Here is a 16,106-nt window from a genome sequence, read left to right as displayed (position 1 = left end):
GATAGAAGTACATGTATTTTATTTGGTGCTGGTGCGGTATTGGTTGAAAAGGATGAGCAATCAAAAATTTTTATTGGGTTTAATCTGGGAAGTGACGGAAGAGGAACACAGCATGTATACCGTACTGGGTTATCAAAAAATGTTAATGCCATTGATTTACTCGATACTCAATATCTTGTATACAAAACGGCAGGGAAGTTTTTCAATGGGTTGTAAGGAATGTTCCTGATAGTGTAAAACAAATTTCAGAAAAAACGAAAATGAGCTTAGAACAAGTTGATTGGTTTATTCCTCATAGTGCTAACTTACGGTTAATTGAACCGATTTGCGAGAAATTAGATTTTCCAATGGAAAAAACTCTTTATAGCCTAGTCAACTTTGGAAATAGTTCTGCTGCAACTATTCCTTTAGCTCTTGACCTGGGAATTCGTGAGGGAAAAGTTAAAAATGGAGATAGAGTTCTCATGTACGGTTTTGGAGCTGGTTTGGTTCACGCTGGTGAACTTTTAGAATTAAATTTTGAGAACAAATTAATACTCCTACACCGTTGTAACGTAAAAAGATTGTGAAGGATTATAATTAAACGATCGGGTGCTTTTGTTGAACAACAAACAACACCCTTGTTGTGGTAAATGAGGTCATTTGTGTACAAAAAAGGATAAATGAATACAGGCATTTTCAACCTGTTCATCTGTCCTCTCTTTTTCCTTATAAAATGTGTGACATTCTATATAATTACTTAAATATAAATGGTTTTTTATATTTTCTTGACTTTAAATAAAATTCCTAGAATCAACTTCTTTATACTGCCAGCAGTTTAACATAATTGGTTCCATATATTAGGAGTGTGTATATTAGCATGCCTTTCGATGACAGAATATGCAGCATTTATGATCGCCTTTGGCAAGGTATCACCGGAGGCTTGAATGTCATTGAATCTTACCGTTGAAACACCGTCCGTTGTGTAATCATATCCGAACTCTTCCAATTTTTGTACGATTTTCATCGCATGGTCCAGATTATGCTCTGGCTGAAATTCTGATTCATGGATGAACACCCCATTTTCAAAATCATACCATCGATCCCATCGATTTAACTTCCATCCCAAAATTCTTCGAGCAATCGAATCTGTCTTATTCATAGCCTAATTTCCCTCCATAAATCAATTATTATATAACAGATTATTTATATACGATTATATTATATAACACGGTAGGATTTCAATATTAAAGGTTATAGATTTTGATTTTATATATCTTCTGGTTCGTATAAAAAGAGAGGGCTGGATGATAACTGTTGTTGGGGGGGACCGACTGCGTATACAAAATATTATAGAAAAAGCCGTCTCACAATGAGACAGCTTTCTTTTTTGAGGTAGTCTTTTGTCAATGGGACGAACTGGTTACATGTCCTCAGTTTCTTCTATAGATTTTATGGCATCTGCTACCTTCACCATAATGGAACACTCGACCCTCTTACGGAAGATATCACAACTGAAATCGTAGGTTCCGGTGAGAGAGCCGGTTGAATGTAATGCATTCGCAGGGCAGCCGCCGCTGCAGTATAATTTTGCCCAGCAGTTTTGGCATTCTGGTTTTGAGTAACAGTTGCTTTCTTTAAATTGATCTTGGATCTCGGGTTTTGTAATTCCATCCCAAATGTTTCCCATGCTGTATTTTTCATCTCCGACAAACTGGTGGCATGGGAAGAGTTCACCCCATGGTGTTACAGCAAGATATTCGGTTCCAGATCCGCAGCCTGAGATTCTCTTTTGAATACAAGGTCCTTCTGATAGGTCTAGCATGTAATGATAAAAAGTGAAGCCATTGCCTTGCTCGTTGCGCTTAATCATTTCCTTACCGAGAATCTCATACTGTTTGTAGATTTCAGGGAGGTGCTCCTCGGTAAGCGCGTATGGTTCTTGTCGATCACAGATAACTGGTTCCATCGAGAGTTTATTAAATCCAAGGTCAGCTAAGTGAAAAATATCATTGGTAAAGTCTACATTATTACTTGTGTAGGTTCCCCGAACATAATATTCTTTGTCTCCACGTTTTTTCACGAATTCCTGGAACTTTGGAATAATCAAATCGTAGCTGCCCTTTCCAGTAACGGTTTTCCGCAGCCCGTCATGGACTTCTTTCCTTCCATCCAGACTTAAAACGACGTTGTGCATTTCGTTATTTAGAAAATCAGTGACCTCGTCGTTTAACAGCAATCCGTTTGTAGTAAAGGTGAAGCGAAATGTTTTTTTGTAGTCCTTTTGTTTACTTTTTGCATAAGCGACAATCTGTTTGACAACCTCCCAGGCCATCAAAGGCTCTCCACCAAAGAAATCGATATCAAGGTTTCGGTGGTGCCCGGAGTTTTCCAATAGAAAATCAATCGCTCTTTTCCCCACTTCATAGCTCATTATCGCTCTGTCACCGTTATATTTCCCTTGGCTGGCAAAACAGTATTCGCATGAAAGGTTGCAGGTATGTGCAACATTTAGGCAGAGAGCCTTTACATAAGTTTGACGATTTCTTAAATCAATCGAGAGATCCTTATATTCATCTTGAGTAAAGAGCTGTCCAGCCTTTTTTAGGTTCTCAACATCTGAAAGAGTTTCTAGAATATCTTCTTTTGATATATTGCAATCATGTTCGTACTTGTCATTTAACTTGCTCAAAATACCATCATTACTTGTATTTTCATAAAGTCCAATGATTTCATAAGCGAGATCGTCTACAACATGAACTGAACCACTATAGGTGTCGAGTACAATATTGTATCCGTTTAGTTTGTATTGATGAATCATTTGTAATTCTTACTCCTTTAGACAAAAAATTTCCGCCCATCTGAAACCAGATGGGCGGCCCACACTTTTTCCTATCTGTTCATTGTGTTCTCACACTTCTGATTGGCAACCCCACAAGAAGTTTTGCAAGCTGACTGACATGATGTTTGGCATTCCCCACAACCGCCATTTTTTACAGTATCCATCAGTTTTCGTGTAGTAAGTGTGACAATTCTCTTCATAACAAATAACCTCTTTACCTATTATTTTTGAAAAAATTCATGCGAAACCTCATGGATTTTTTCATCACAATTCATACAAAAAATTTTAGCATATCTTCCTTTCAGCCAATCATTCCCAATGTGTCAATATTGTGGAACATTTTAAGTGTGATTTTTTGGTGAATTATATTATTACAACTTATGAATATTTTATTTTCTTACGAATTCTGCTAGAGTCATAAAAATTTATTTTACAGAATTTTTGCGAAACTTATTGTAAAATTAAATAAATAAACCAATCTACGGAGGGATAGGATGACAAGTAGATTAATGGAGTTCCAGGTGCAGGTACAAGAAATCGCTGCTGCCATTTCCGCAGCATTAAAGCTGGATACGGAGATTGTCGATGAAAACATGACAGTCGTGGCTGGTACTGGTCATATTGTAAAGCGCATTAATCACAAAGAAGAAAACGGATCAAAGGAAGCTGGTTTTTTATATGGCAGAGTCCTAACCACTAATCGTCCTTATATAATTGAAGATGCACGAAATGACCCCAATTACGATCCATCCTACTTAACCAGTCAAACAGAAGAGTTCGCCGAAATTTGCTGCCCGATCCGGTTTAAAGGCAGGGCCATCGGAGTGATTGGACTGTTGGCCTTCACACAACATCAGCAGCAGCAACTAATAGAAAATAAGCATCAAATGCTTGAATTCCTCCAGCAAATGGAAAAGTTATTAGCTGGAAAAATAACCGAACAGGAAGCAATAAAAAAGTTACAACTTACAACTAATCAGCTGAATACCATCATTGAATCTATTCACGAAGGGATCATGGCAATTGATGCTTCGGGCATCATTAATCATGTAAACCCAACGGCTGAAATTTTAATGGAACGCCCCAAGGAAGAACTGATCGGATTTCATTTATCAAAAATTTTACCAGGTTCACCTATGTTAGAGGTTCTAATCAACGGTCAAGAATATAAAGAAAAAGAGGAAAGTTATGAAGTGAATGGGGTACAGGCTGATTTTTTAGTATCCACATCGCCCATTCGTGCCCACAATCGAATTATTGGAGCTGTTGCCTCGTTTCGAAAAAGCTCAGATGTACGTAAATTGGCATTTTCCATGACCAGCTTGCAACGTATTTCTTCTATGGATGAAGTTATTGGAGATAGCGAACCATTGAAAAAATTAAAAGAACAAGCTTTAAAGGTATGTAATAGCCAATCAACGATTCTCATTACCGGAGAAACAGGTACTGGAAAAGGTCTATTAGCCATGGCGATACATAATGCAGGAAACCGCTACGATGGTCCTTTTATTAATATTAATTGTGGGGCCATCCCTGAATCTTTATTGGAAAGCGAATTGTTTGGCTATGAAAATGGAGCCTTTACAGGAGCCAGACACCAAGGAAAAGCAGGGAAATTTGAATTGGCGGACAAAGGAACCATTTTTTTAGATGAAATAGGTGATATGCCCCTGCATTTGCAAATTAAACTTCTTCATGTTCTGCAAAACAAAGAGATTGAACGGATCGGTGGTACAAAAGCGATTCCCATTAATGTTCGGGTAATTGCTGCCACAAATAAAAATCTGGAGCAAATGGTTTCAGATGGTGAATTTAGGGCTGATTTATATTTTAGACTAAACGTTATTCCCATTTCGATGCCTTCATTGAGAGAGAGGGCAGAGGACATTCCCATATTAATGAATCACTTCCTCCATAAGCATATGAAAATTGCCCGTAAATACGTGGAAAAGTTTGATCATGAAACAATTTCTATTTTAACGGAGTATACATGGCCGGGTAACATTAGAGAATTAGAAAATGCAGTAGAATACGCAGTGAATATGGAAACAACAGAAAAAATCACCCCATCAAGTTTGCCGCGGCGTATTTTTAATTGGAGGAAACCAAAAGAACATGCTAATCATTTAAATTTAAAAAAGAGGTTACAGCAAGAAGAGAAACAGATCTTATCGCATTTTATGAAAAACTATGGTACAAGTGTCAAGGCCAAAAAAAAGATGGCTAATGAGCTTGAAATCAGTTTAGCCACCCTTTATCGGAAATTAGAAGAATATGACCTTCTCAATTATGAGAAAAGTTTCTAAATTTCGAGAAATAGCAGTTTTCCCTAGATGGGTGGCAGGCTTCAATAGAAAAATCATTTCTATAATTAGGGTATTTCTCAAAAATGAGAAGTACCCTTTTAAGTAAACATTGATTTATCAATGTTATTTAATTGGCACGATACTTGCATTTTAGATTTATGAGTTTTTTAAAAATGATAAAAAGGATGGATAGAATGCAAAAACCAAGAGAAGAAAGCTTAAGTCTTGCCAAAAATATTTTACATCTAATTGAGAGTGATCAACTTACGTCGGAGGAAAAGAACCAGATTGTTGAGGACTCAGTTGAGAATTTCGAACAGTATGTTAATAAAGCAATCCTTAAACACCGCAAAGCTGCTTCCACCGATTTCTCGTTTGTGGAGTGGGAAGGAGAAGGTGCTGTATTTCGGGATACAAAGGGTCGGGAATTTATCGACTGTCTTGGAGGTTACGGTGTATACTTACTCGGCCATCGTCATCCAAATGTGGTGAAGGCTGTAGAATCGCAAATTAAACGATACGCACTGCATAGTCAGGAGTTGGTTGATCCTCTTCGTGGATACTTGTCAAAACTAGTTGCAGCAATTACCCCTGGTGATCTCCAATATTCCTATTTAACCAATTGTGGAACAGAAGCAAATGAAATGGCTCTTAAATTAGCCAGGATTGCAACAGGGAAAAAATGTTTTATTTCTACCACAAATGGCTTCCATGGTAAAACATTTGGGTCCCTTTCAGCTTCTGGAAAGGCAGTTTTCCGTGAACCATATATGCCGCTTTTACCTGGATTTTATCATGTTGAATATGGTAATGCAGAGGCAATGGAAACAATGGTAAAAAATCTTGAAGCCACCGGAGAATCCGTTGCCGGGATCTTAGTGGAGCCAATTCAAGGCGAAGGTGGGGTCAACGTTCCTTCAAAGGATTATTTTAAGCGCTTACGTGAGATTTGTGATAACCATGGTTGTTTGCTCATTGTGGATGAAATTCAAACGGGTATGGGTCGGACAGGTAAGATGTTCGGTATTGAACACTTTGATGTCGTTCCAGATATTATGACACTCGGTAAAGCATTTGGTGGAGGCGTAATGCCAATCGCTGCAATGGTTGCCCGTCCAAAACATTGGGTTAAGTTAGAGGAGAATCCGTTTTTATTAGGTTCCTCTACGTTTGGTGGTAACCCGCTTTGCTGTGCCGGGGCAATAGCTGGTATTAAAACAATCCTTGAAGAAAATATTCCTGAGATGGCAAGGGAAAAAGGTGAATATATATTATCAAGGCTATCTAACATCCAAAATAAGTATTCTGATTTAATGGTTGCGGTGAGAGGGAAAGGTTTATTGATTGGAATGCAGTTTGCTAATAACGATATAGGTTTTGATTTAGCGAAGCGCCTATTTACCGACAATATTTTGGTAGGTGGTACTCTTAATAACGCCACCGTAATCCGAATTGAGCCGCCTGCAGTCATTTCTTATGAACAAATTGATACAGTTCTTAATGCCATTGAGCGACATATTGGAAAATTGGCTGAGGAACAAAAACGTCAATCAGTTCGTGTGTAAAAGTACAGTTTTTAAAGTCTGAAAATTGGCAATAAAACTTCAGTTATCACTATATACATGGTAAGATACCAATATATGGGATGTTAGTTGCCGGCTATAATTGGTTATTGAGCCGAATAGGGTAGATCCTTTTTTCGGCTTAATATAAATAACTTGCGAATTTTCCGAGAGGAGCGTGACAAGGTAAATTGAAAAGCGTATTTGTATTCAGAAAACGTTGGTTGTTTCACATTCGGATTTAGAAATTTAAAAAAATTAGGAGGACGACTGTTTGAGTTTTAAAGTTGTAGTTTTAGGAGTTGGCGGTGTAGGTCAGGTGTGTGCGTCGGAGGTTGTCAAAAAAGGGTATTTATCAGAATTAGTTCTCGCAGATATTTCAACCAAGTCAGCTGAGAAAATTGCAAAACAATTAAGGAAGCAAACTACGACACCAATTGAGGTTTGTCAGGTAGATGCGAACAACCGTGAAAGTGTAGCTTCTATCTTGGATGATGTAGATGTGGTGCTTCATGCGGGGATACCAGAATTTAATTATACGGTAATGCAGGCATGTATTGATACAAAAACCCATTATATTGATATGGCTTCCGATAGCCCAGATGACCTATTAAAGCAACTGGAATGGGGTGATAAGTTTAAGCAAGCAGGAGTGCTGGGGATTATGGGGTTAGGTTGCGACCCTGGATTTTCTAATATAGCGGCTAGATTCGCTGCCGACCAGATGGATACTGTTAAATCGATCACGATTCTCGATGGGGATAATTCCGATGTAGACTATGAAGGCTTCTGTGCTTATTTTAGCCCGCAAACAGCCATTCAGGAATGTTTAGCCAAACCTAACTACTGGACAGCAAAAGAGGGATTGCAATATTATCCAACCCCTTTTGCCAATAAAGATGAATTTGAATTTCCAGAGCCTATTGGCTGGCTGGACTGTTATGTGGTAGAACATGAGGAAGCAGTGACCTTAGGAAGGTCTATTGGAAAAGGATGTGAACACGTAGAGTTCCGTTATGCGTTGCATCCGGATTTTGTCAACACGCTCAAAGTTCTAAGCTATTTAGGGCTTGATAGCAAAGAGCCAATCAGTGTTGGCGGTGCGGATGTTGTACCACGCGATGTGGTGGTAACAACCATGCCGAAGCCAGCAGAATTGGCCGGAAAAATTCATGGATATTCATGTGTTGGAGCCAATGTGAAAGGAACCAAAGCTGGTCAAAACGTGGAGATGTTCGTCTATACAATGGCCAACCATGATGAGATTTATGAAAAAGTAGGCTTTCAGGCAACAGTATGGCAAACCGGTGTTCCGCCGGTTGTAGCAGTTGATATGATTGCTGAAGGTCTATTAACTGAAACAGGCTGTATACCGCCTGAAAAAATCGATCCTGTTCCATTCTTTGAAAGATTACAGGCAAGAGGAATGGAATGGTATGTGATGAAGAAAACTAGTCCAATTATCAAAACGGCTTAATCATAGAATTTAATCAACGTCATATTAGAGAATAACTCCTTCAATGGGGTTATTCTCTAATAACAATAAAATGAAAGCGATTACTAAAAAGGTTTATCAAACTGAAATGAATAGATCAGGGAGGACCTTATGAAATGGAGAATGCCGATTATTCAATTTAACAATGTAACAAAAAAATATGGGAATAATCCTTCTATATTAGATAATGTCAGTTTTAAACTGGAACGGGGAAAATTTTATACACTTCTGGGTCCATCGGGATGTGGAAAAACAACCATTTTAAGATTAATTGCCGGTTTTACTGAAGCGTCTACCGGAGAGATCTTGTTTAATGGTGAAATGATTAATCATGTTCCCAGCAATAAGCGACAGGTCAATACTGTATTTCAGGATTATGCGCTTTTTCCTCATTTAAATGTGTTTGAAAATGTTGCTTTTGGTCTCCGTATAAAAAAGGCGAAACAGGCTGATGTGAATGAAAAAGTGAAGGAAGCGTTGAAATTTGTCAATCTCGAGGGATATGAAAATCGAGAAATCAGAGAAATGTCAGGTGGACAGCGGCAAAGGGTTGCCATTGCCAGGGCGATTGTAAATAAGCCAGAGGTAATCCTCCTTGATGAGCCGCTTTCTGCTCTTGATTTAAAACTGCGAACCGAAATGCAATATGAATTAAGGGAGCTCCAGCTTCGATTAGGTATCACGTTTATTTTTGTCACCCATGATCAAGAGGAAGCCTTGGCCATGTCGGATGAAATTTTTGTCATCAATAAAGGAAAAATCCAACAAAGTGGGACGCCGACAGATATTTATGACAATCCGATAAACCGGTTTGTGGCGGACTTTATCGGTGAGTCAAATATCGTTCAAGGAAAAATGTTGAAAGACTATTTAGTAGAGTTTGTCGAAAGAAAGTTTGAATGTGATGATAAAGGTTTTGAAGAAAATGAATCGGTAGAGATTGTCATAAGACCTGAGGATTTAGAAATCACCTCTCCTGAAAAAGGTAAACTTCGTGTGGTGGTGGATTCCCAATTATTTAGGGGAGTCCATTATGAAATATGCTGCAACGATCAAGATGGAAATGTATGGCTGGTCCATTCTACTAAGAAGGCTAATGTAGGTGAAGAAATTGGCCTTGATTTTGATCGAGAAGCCATCCACGTTATGCGCTATGGAGAGACAGAGGAAGAATTCGACCGCCGCTTGGAAACATATGCGGATAAGGAGGATTCAACCTTATGGAAGGTAAACTAACCAGAAACCTTTACTCTTTTTCCTACTATCTATGGATTCTCATATTTGTCATCGTTCCTATATTACTAATTGTCTATTATTCATTCATAGATATTGAAGGAAATCTTTCACTAGCCAACTATCAAAAGTTTTTCACTGCCGTTTACTTGAAAATGATGCTTAGTTCCTTTTGGTATGCCTTTTTAATTACCCTATTCACCTTCATTGTGGCATATCCAACCGCCTATTTATTAACGAAAACAAAACATAAGCAATTCTGGCTTTTATTAATTATTGTTCCATCATGGATTAACCTGCTATTAAAAGCATATGCATTCTTAGGTATTTTTGGTACCTATGGAACCGTAAACAGTATTTTAAAAAGTATTGGGATCGGGGAACAGCAAATTTTGTTCACAGATTTTAGCTTTGTGTTTGTATCCGTTTATATTTTTATCCCCTTCATGATCCTTCCTATTTTTAATAGTTTAAATGAGATAAACCCATCCTTGTTAGATGCAGCCAATGACCTTGGGGCATCCTCATGGACAACCTTTTATCGAGTTATTTTTCCCTTGACCCTAGACGGAGTAAAATCTGGTTGGCAGGTTACCTTTATACCGGCACTTTCATTGTTCATGCTTACTAGATTAATAGCTGGTAATCGGGTGATCACCTTAGGTACAGCCATAGAGCAGCAATTTCTTGTCACTCAAGATTGGGGCATGGGTTCTACTATAGCGGTGTTTTTGATTATCATCATGGTTTTATTCATGATTCTAACGAGTACCCGAAAGCGAGGTGTATAAGATGGAAAAAGGGATTTCGCCTTTGTCAAAAATCACTTTAGGTTTCATCTTTTTCATCTTGTATGCACCCATTTTCTTCTTAATTATTTTTTCTTTTAATAGTGGAGACACGATGTTCGATTTTAAAGGCTTCTCGCTGGAATGGTATCGTGAACTTTTTCATGATACTAGGTTATTGATCATAGTGTTAAATACCATTATCGTTGCTCTTTTATCAGCGATAATTTCTACCATTATAGGTGTCCTAGGGGCACTGGCGATTTACTATGCCAAAAAAAGAAGGACCAAGAATCTATTAATGTCTTTAAATAATGTGTTAATCGTCAGCCCGGACGTAATTATTGGAGCATCCTTTTTAATCCTATTTACGATGGCTGGAATAAAACTGGGATTCTATTCCGTGTTGTTGTCACATATTGCTTTCAGTATTCCCATCGTCGTTTTAATGGTATTGCCAAAATTGATGGAGATGAGTCCGTCGTTAATCGACGCGGCGCTTGACCTTGGAGCAAGTAGCTGGAATGTCTTAACAAGAGTGATCGTTCCATTTATTGCTCCCGGAATTTTTGCTGGCTTTTTTATGGCCTTAACCTATTCCCTTGACGACTTTTCCGTCACATTTTTTGTAACTGGCAATGGTTTTTCAACACTTTCAGTAGAAATTTACTCCCTTGCTCGCCGTGGAATTTCCTTAAATATTAACGCTTTATCGGCCATACTCTGCCTCGTTACATTGTTGATGGTAGTCATATACCAAATGATTTCGGTAAGGAATAAAAAGGCGAATGAACTGGGGGTTTATAAACAATGAAAAAACTCCTGCGTTTTTTTATTACGCTTCTGGTTACCACAGCGGTCTTGATTTTTATTAATTCCCGTTTGAACGCTTCAGAGGGATATTCGGGCAGAAATACTCTGACCGTTTACAATTGGGGTGATTATATTGACCCTGAATTAATCAAAAGCTTTGAAAAAGAAACTGGAATCAAGGTTATCTATGAAACGTTTGATTCGAATGAAGCGATGATGACGAAAATTGAGCAGGGTGGCACAAATTACGATGTTGCAGTCCCATCAGAATATACCATTATGAAAATGGTAAAAAAGAGGCAACTCATTCCGCTTGATCATTCTAAGCTTTCCAACCTAGTAAATATCGATAAACGTTTTATGGATCTTTCTTTTGATCCCAAAAATAAATACTCAATCCCTTATTTTTGGGGAACGGTCGGGATTGTTTACAATCCCAGTATGCTTAATGGTAAAAAAATAGCGAGCTGGGAAGACTTGTGGGATCCCGACTTGAAAAATCAAATTCTATTAATTGACGGAGCTCGGGAAGTAATGGGGGTAGGTTTGAATAGCTTAGGGTACTCGCTGAATGATACAAATCGAAATCATCTCATTGAGGCGCAGAAAAAACTTGAAACACTGATGCCGAACGTAAAGGCGATTGTTGGGGATGAGATCAAGATCCTTTTAGCCAATGAAGAGGCTGCCGTTGGGCTTACGTGGTCAGGTGAGGCCTCTGAAGCCATATCCAATAATGAAAAGTTGGACTATGTCGTTCCAAAGGAGGGCTCCAACCTGTGGTTTGATAACATGGTTATCCCGAAAACTGCCAAAAATATTGAAGGTGCACATCAATTCATTAACTTTATGTTGGATCCAAAAAATGCGGCGAAAAATGCAGAATATGTTGGATATTCAACGCCAAATGAGCAAGCCCTTCAATATATGCCAAAAGAAATGGTAAAGGATAAACGTTTCTACCCATCACCCGAGCTTACAAAAAAGTTAGAAGTTTATGAAAATCTTGGTAAGAAAAATCTTGCCTATTATAATGAATTATTTCTTCAGTTTAAAATGCACAAAGATTAATAGTTTAATAAAAAGGAGACGTTAAATCGATGAATGTCAACAAGATGTATATCAATGGTCAGTGGGTGTTAAGCAAAAGTGGGGAACACAGAGAAATCATCAATCCTGCAACTGAGGAAGTGATTGCAAACGTTACAGAAGGTACGGTAGAAGATGCACGTGAAGCCATTCATGCAGCATATAAAGCATTTTACGAGGATGGTTGGGGAGAGACGCATGCTAGGTACCGGGCTCAACTACTTTTTGAAGTGGCTGATAAGCTTAAGCAACAAATCGAAGCGTTTGCCCTGCTAGAGACGAAAAATAATGGAAAACCATTAAGGGAGTCAAGCTATGACATTGCAGATGCCGTCAATCAATTAGAATACTATGCGGGGTTGATCACAAAACCTAACGGGCAGGTATATGATGTGCCTGATGATATACAAGCATATGTTGTGAGGGAACCCATTGGAGTTGTTGGTCAAATCGTACCGTGGAATTATCCATTAGTAATGGCTGTCCAAAAGATCGCTCCCGCACTTGCCGCAGGGTGTACGGTTGTGATCAAACCTGCTGAGCATACCCCATTAAGTTTAATGAAACTATTTGAGATTATCGACGAAGTAGGCTTTCCACCAGGTGTTGTCAATTTGGTCCTTGGGCCAGGCCAAACCGTTGGAGCCGAGATTTCAGAAAATCCACTGGTGGATAAGGTAGCCTTTACAGGGGGAACGGTTACAGGAAAGAAGATCATGAGAGCTGCCACGGAAACATTAAAAAATGTTTCACTTGAATTGGGAGGAAAATCCCCGAATATCGTTTTTGAAGATGCAGACTTTGAAACGGCAGTAGATTATGCTTTATATGCTATTTTTGCCAATCAAGGTCAGGTGTGCTCTGCAGGATCGAGGCTATTACTGCAAGATTCTCTCTATGAAAAATTTGTACCGGAACTTGTTAAAAGGGCAAAAGCAATTACCGTTGGAAACGGATTAGATGCTAATACTGAAATGGGCCCGTTAATCTCGAAGCCTCATATGGAAAAGGTGTTAGATTATATTAAAGTCGGAATAGCAGAAGGTGCCGAATTATTATGCGGGGGCAACCGGTTATATGAAAAGGGTTATTATGTTGCTCCAACTATTTTCGGTAAAACCAAACCTACTATGAGAATTGTAAAAGAGGAGATTTTTGGTCCAGTCTTAGTCATACAAAGTTTTAAAACAGAGGAAGAAGCAATTCGGCTAGCGAATGATTCTATTTATGGACTTGCGGGTGCTGTTTTTACAGCCGATGGGGCTAAGGCACAGAGAGTAATTCGTAAACTAAGAGCCGGCATTACTTGGATTAATACGTATCATCCAACCTTTAATGAGGCCCCTTGGGGTGGGTATAAACAAAGCGGAATCGGTCGGGAACTTGGTACGTTTGGATTAGAGGCGTATCAAGAAGTAAAGCAGGTCAACATCAACCTAAATGTCTGTCCAAGTGGCTGGTTTAGTAAAAAAGATGAATAGTAATTAAAAATAGGAAAAATGTAGGAGTGCGATAAGGGCTGGTTCAATCTCTCTATTGAGAGGTGAAATAAAAACAAGCGAATAAACAAAGGGGTGTAGGTTCAATTGGAGAAGGTAACTCTTAAGCGTTCGTTAGGGCTATGGGCAATTGTTGGACTTGGATTGGGGTATATGACACCAACTGTTGTGTTTGATACCTTTGGTATTGTATCAGAGGAAACAAATGGTGTTGTTCCAATGGCATACCTTGCTGCATTGATCGTTATGCTATTCACTGCCATTAGTTATGGGAAGATGGTTCAGGTATATCCAAGTGCTGGATCGGCCTACACGTATACCAGAGAGACTATGAATCCTTACTTGGGATTTTTAGTTGGATGGACAGCTTTGCTAGATTATCTCCTACTTCCCATGGTAAACGCCTTAATTATTCGACTATATATGGAATCATTTTTTCCGAATGTTCCTCCTTGGATTTGGGTTGTCACTTATGTTGCTGTTGTGACCCTATTTAATGTTTGGAGCATGGGGAAAACCTCTAGTGCAAATGCGGTACTGGTTGTTTTTTCATTGTTTCTAATTGTAGCATTTCTTGTCCTTGCATTCATGAAGTTATCTCAAGGCATGGGGCAAGGAACCCTATTCACCTCAGAGCCATTCTTCCATTCCAATGTCCATATCAGTGCTATTTTAGCCGGAGCTACTGTAGTATGCTTCTCCTTTATTGGCTTTGATGCTATCACCATGTATGCAGAGGAAGCCGTCAATCAACAAACACTGCCACGTGCCATTATCTTAACAGTGTTTATTGGTGGAGGGATCTTCTTCGTTGCTTCCTACTTTGCACAGGCCCTTTTTCCGGATCTTTCCAATTTTAAAGTGACAGACAATACTCTACCTGAAATCGGTTTGTATGTAGGGGGAACTTTATTTAAAGTCTTCCTTGTAGCCGGTGGTTTTGCCGCAACGGCAGCTTCCGGATTAGCCTCCCATGCCAGTGTAACTCGACTTCTTTATGTCATGGGGCGCAACGGTGTTCTGCCAAAAAAGGTGTTTGGTTATGTTCATCCAAAATTTCGGACTCCTACATTTAACGCAATTTTAGTTGGCTTGGTTTCACTGCTCGCGATCACACCAAGTCTCGAACTAATTGCTTCCTTTATTAACTTTGGAGCGCTAATTGCTTTTACATTCGTTAACTTATCTGTTTTAGCCCATTTTGTTTTCCGGCAAAAGCAATATAAAACGGGGAAACAGCTTTTCTCATATGTTTTTATGCCATTGCTTGGGGCGGGATCGACAGGGATTCTTTGGGTTAATCTAAGTTCAGATGCCCTAATAGGCGGGCTTGTTTGGACGGCTATTGGGCTAATTTATATGGTATTTCAGACGAAATTCTTTAAGATAAGCATTAAAGACTTTAATTTAGAAGAAGCGGATCAATCTACTTCGATATAGAATTTAGAGGGTGCCCAAAATTTGGTTGCACCCTTTAAATATGGTTCTAAATTGGATCAATCTTATGTTACGATATTGAAAGAATGATAGTGTAAAAAGGGAGGCATTGAAATGTACAGCTTTAAGAACGACTATAGCGAGGGCGCACACCCCCAAATTTTAAATGCTTTAATAGAAACGAACTTAGATCAGGAGGATGGCTATGGAGAAGACACATTTTCCAAAAGAGCCATTGAGTATTTAAAGCGAAGACTTAAGCAAAATGAGTTAGACATTCATTTATTATCAGGTGGAACTCAAACCAATTTGATTGCTATTTCAGCATTTTTAAGACCCCATGAAGCAGCAATAGCCGCAGGCACTGCTCATATTGCAACACATGAGACCGGAGCAATTGAAGCTACCGGCCATAAAGTAATAACAGTAGAGACGAATGACGGAAAATTAACGGTTCAGCACTTAATTTCGGTACTTGAGACCCATTCAGATGAGCATATGGTAAAACCTAAGCTGGTATACATATCAAACTCTACAGAAATAGGCACGATTTATAAAAAAAATGATTTGGAACAACTTCGCCATTTTTGTGATCAAAATCAGCTCATCTTGTTTATGGATGGTGCAAGGCTTGGCTCAGCATTGTGTTCAAGTGAGAATGACCTCGAGCTAAGTGATTTACCTGAACTTGTGGATGCTTTTTACATAGGCGGCACCAAAAATGGTGCATTGATTGGCGAGGCATTAGTGATTTGTCGGGAGAGTCTTAAAGAAGATTTTCGCTTCCATATGAAACAAAAGGGCGCTCTACTTGCGAAAGGAAGGTTATTGGGCATTCAGTTTTCTGAATTGTTTCGTGATAATTTATTTTTTGAATTATCGGAGCATGCCAATAAAATGGCAGGCATCCTTCGACAGGGGATTAGTGAAGCGAAAATTCCGTTTTTAATTCATTCACCATCCAATCAGCTTTTTCCTATTCTTTCAAATTCATCTATTGAGCAACTGCAAAAGAAATATGACTTTTTAATTTGGGAAAAGACCGATCCTGATCACTATGCCA

Annotated in this window: 14 protein-coding genes and 1 pseudogene; 12 read left to right on the top strand and 3 right to left on the bottom strand. The window is 38.8% G+C overall.

The features are described 5' to 3' along the window. Both V7083_RS18990 and V7083_RS18985 read left to right on the top strand, forming a co-directional pair. Nucleotides 1–216 (top strand): annotated as a pseudogene (locus V7083_RS18990) (hypothetical protein); the annotation flags it as partial. 44 nt (nucleotides 217–260) lie between these two features. Continuing rightward, nucleotides 261–569 (top strand): 3-oxoacyl-[acyl-carrier-protein] synthase III C-terminal domain-containing protein, encoded by a 309-nt coding sequence (locus tag V7083_RS18985; protein ID WP_335480855.1) that lies wholly within the window; start codon nucleotides 261–263, stop codon nucleotides 567–569. A gap of 248 nt (nucleotides 570–817) precedes the next feature. Here V7083_RS18985 and V7083_RS18980 read toward each other — a convergent pair whose 3' ends face one another. The 3 genes from V7083_RS18980 to scfA form a co-directional block, all read right to left on the bottom strand. Continuing rightward, a complete protein-coding gene (locus V7083_RS18980) occupies nucleotides 818–1,141 on the bottom strand; it encodes a BC1872 family protein (protein WP_335480853.1) in 324 nt (107 codons plus the stop codon). 261 nt (nucleotides 1,142–1,402) lie between these two features. After that, nucleotides 1,403–2,800, bottom strand: coding sequence for a thioether cross-link-forming SCIFF peptide maturase (gene scfB / locus V7083_RS18975; protein WP_335480851.1), 1,398 nt, complete (start codon nucleotides 2,798–2,800; stop codon nucleotides 1,403–1,405). 71 nt (nucleotides 2,801–2,871) lie between these two features. After that, complete coding sequence (scfA, locus tag V7083_RS18970; RefSeq protein ID WP_335480849.1) at nucleotides 2,872–3,021, bottom strand: six-cysteine ranthipeptide SCIFF; 150 nt, start codon at nucleotides 3,019–3,021, stop codon at nucleotides 2,872–2,874. Between the two features lie 294 nt (nucleotides 3,022–3,315). On the opposite strand from scfA, the gene V7083_RS18965 reads away from it, so the two are divergent. The 10 genes from V7083_RS18965 to V7083_RS18920 form a co-directional block, all read left to right on the top strand. Continuing rightward, nucleotides 3,316–5,127, top strand: a complete 1,812-nt coding sequence (locus V7083_RS18965) for a sigma-54-dependent Fis family transcriptional regulator (RefSeq protein WP_335480847.1) — start codon at nucleotides 3,316–3,318, stop codon at nucleotides 5,125–5,127. A gap of 194 nt (nucleotides 5,128–5,321) precedes the next feature. Then, nucleotides 5,322–6,692 (top strand): putrescine aminotransferase, encoded by a 1,371-nt coding sequence (locus V7083_RS18960; protein ID WP_335480845.1) that lies wholly within the window; start codon nucleotides 5,322–5,324, stop codon nucleotides 6,690–6,692. Nucleotides 6,693–6,963: 271 nt separating this feature from the next. Continuing rightward, nucleotides 6,964–8,166, top strand: a complete 1,203-nt coding sequence (locus V7083_RS18955) for a saccharopine dehydrogenase family protein (RefSeq protein WP_335480843.1) — start codon at nucleotides 6,964–6,966, stop codon at nucleotides 8,164–8,166. A gap of 129 nt (nucleotides 8,167–8,295) precedes the next feature. Continuing rightward, entirely contained in the window at nucleotides 8,296–9,420 is a 1,125-nt protein-coding gene (locus V7083_RS18950) for an ABC transporter ATP-binding protein (protein ID WP_335480841.1), read from the top strand. Beyond that, a complete protein-coding gene (locus tag V7083_RS18945) occupies nucleotides 9,405–10,208 on the top strand; it encodes an ABC transporter permease (protein WP_335480839.1) in 804 nt (267 codons plus the stop codon). The genes V7083_RS18950 and V7083_RS18945 overlap by 16 nt, the downstream gene beginning before the upstream one ends. 1 nt (nucleotide 10,209) lies before the next feature. Continuing rightward, nucleotides 10,210–11,019 carry an ABC transporter permease gene (locus tag V7083_RS18940; RefSeq protein WP_335480837.1) on the top strand — a complete coding sequence of 270 codons (810 nt, stop codon included), beginning with the start codon at nucleotides 10,210–10,212 and terminating at the stop codon, nucleotides 11,017–11,019. After that, entirely contained in the window at nucleotides 11,016–12,089 is a 1,074-nt protein-coding gene (locus V7083_RS18935; RefSeq protein ID WP_335480835.1) for an ABC transporter substrate-binding protein, read from the top strand. Before V7083_RS18940 ends, V7083_RS18935 begins: the two co-directional genes overlap by 4 nt. A 29-nt stretch (nucleotides 12,090–12,118) precedes the next feature. After that, on the top strand, nucleotides 12,119–13,588 hold the full coding sequence (locus V7083_RS18930; RefSeq protein ID WP_335480833.1) for an aldehyde dehydrogenase family protein: 1,470 nt from the start codon (nucleotides 12,119–12,121) through the stop codon (nucleotides 13,586–13,588). 105 nt (nucleotides 13,589–13,693) lie between these two features. Further along, the gene (locus tag V7083_RS18925) at nucleotides 13,694–15,046 is read left to right on the top strand and encodes an APC family permease (protein ID WP_335480831.1); all 1,353 of its coding nucleotides are present in this window, start codon (nucleotides 13,694–13,696) and stop codon (nucleotides 15,044–15,046) included. Between the two features lie 111 nt (nucleotides 15,047–15,157). Next, nucleotides 15,158–16,106 (top strand): threonine aldolase family protein (locus V7083_RS18920; RefSeq protein WP_335480829.1); only part of this gene is annotated, 949 nt, incomplete at its 3' end.

This window comes from Bacillus sp. JJ1764 (assembly GCF_036962145.1).
Lineage (GTDB): Bacteria > Bacillota > Bacilli > Bacillales > Cytobacillaceae > Neobacillus.
This window is presented reverse-complemented; position numbering and strand designations above follow the sequence as displayed.

Bases quoted from the DNA above. Each gene is read 5' to 3' on its own strand.
- V7083_RS18985 (WP_335480855.1), top strand. From the start codon at position 261: ATGAGCTTAGAACAAGTTGATTGGTTTATTCCTCATAGTGCTAACTTA.
- V7083_RS18980 (WP_335480853.1), bottom strand. From the start codon at position 1,141: ATGAATAAGACAGATTCGATTGCTCGAAGAATTTTGGGATGGAAGTTA.
- scfB (WP_335480851.1), bottom strand. From the start codon at position 2,800: ATGATTCATCAATACAAACTAAACGGATACAATATTGTACTCGACACC.
- scfA (WP_335480849.1), bottom strand. From the start codon at position 3,021: ATGAAGAGAATTGTCACACTTACTACACGAAAACTGATGGATACTGTA.
- V7083_RS18965 (WP_335480847.1), top strand. From the start codon at position 3,316: ATGACAAGTAGATTAATGGAGTTCCAGGTGCAGGTACAAGAAATCGCT.
- V7083_RS18960 (WP_335480845.1), top strand. From the start codon at position 5,322: ATGCAAAAACCAAGAGAAGAAAGCTTAAGTCTTGCCAAAAATATTTTA.
- V7083_RS18950 (WP_335480841.1), top strand. From the start codon at position 8,296: ATGAAATGGAGAATGCCGATTATTCAATTTAACAATGTAACAAAAAAA.
- V7083_RS18945 (WP_335480839.1), top strand. From the start codon at position 9,405: ATGGAAGGTAAACTAACCAGAAACCTTTACTCTTTTTCCTACTATCTA.
- V7083_RS18940 (WP_335480837.1), top strand. From the start codon at position 10,210: ATGGAAAAAGGGATTTCGCCTTTGTCAAAAATCACTTTAGGTTTCATC.
- V7083_RS18935 (WP_335480835.1), top strand. From the start codon at position 11,016: ATGAAAAAACTCCTGCGTTTTTTTATTACGCTTCTGGTTACCACAGCG.
- V7083_RS18930 (WP_335480833.1), top strand. From the start codon at position 12,119: ATGAATGTCAACAAGATGTATATCAATGGTCAGTGGGTGTTAAGCAAA.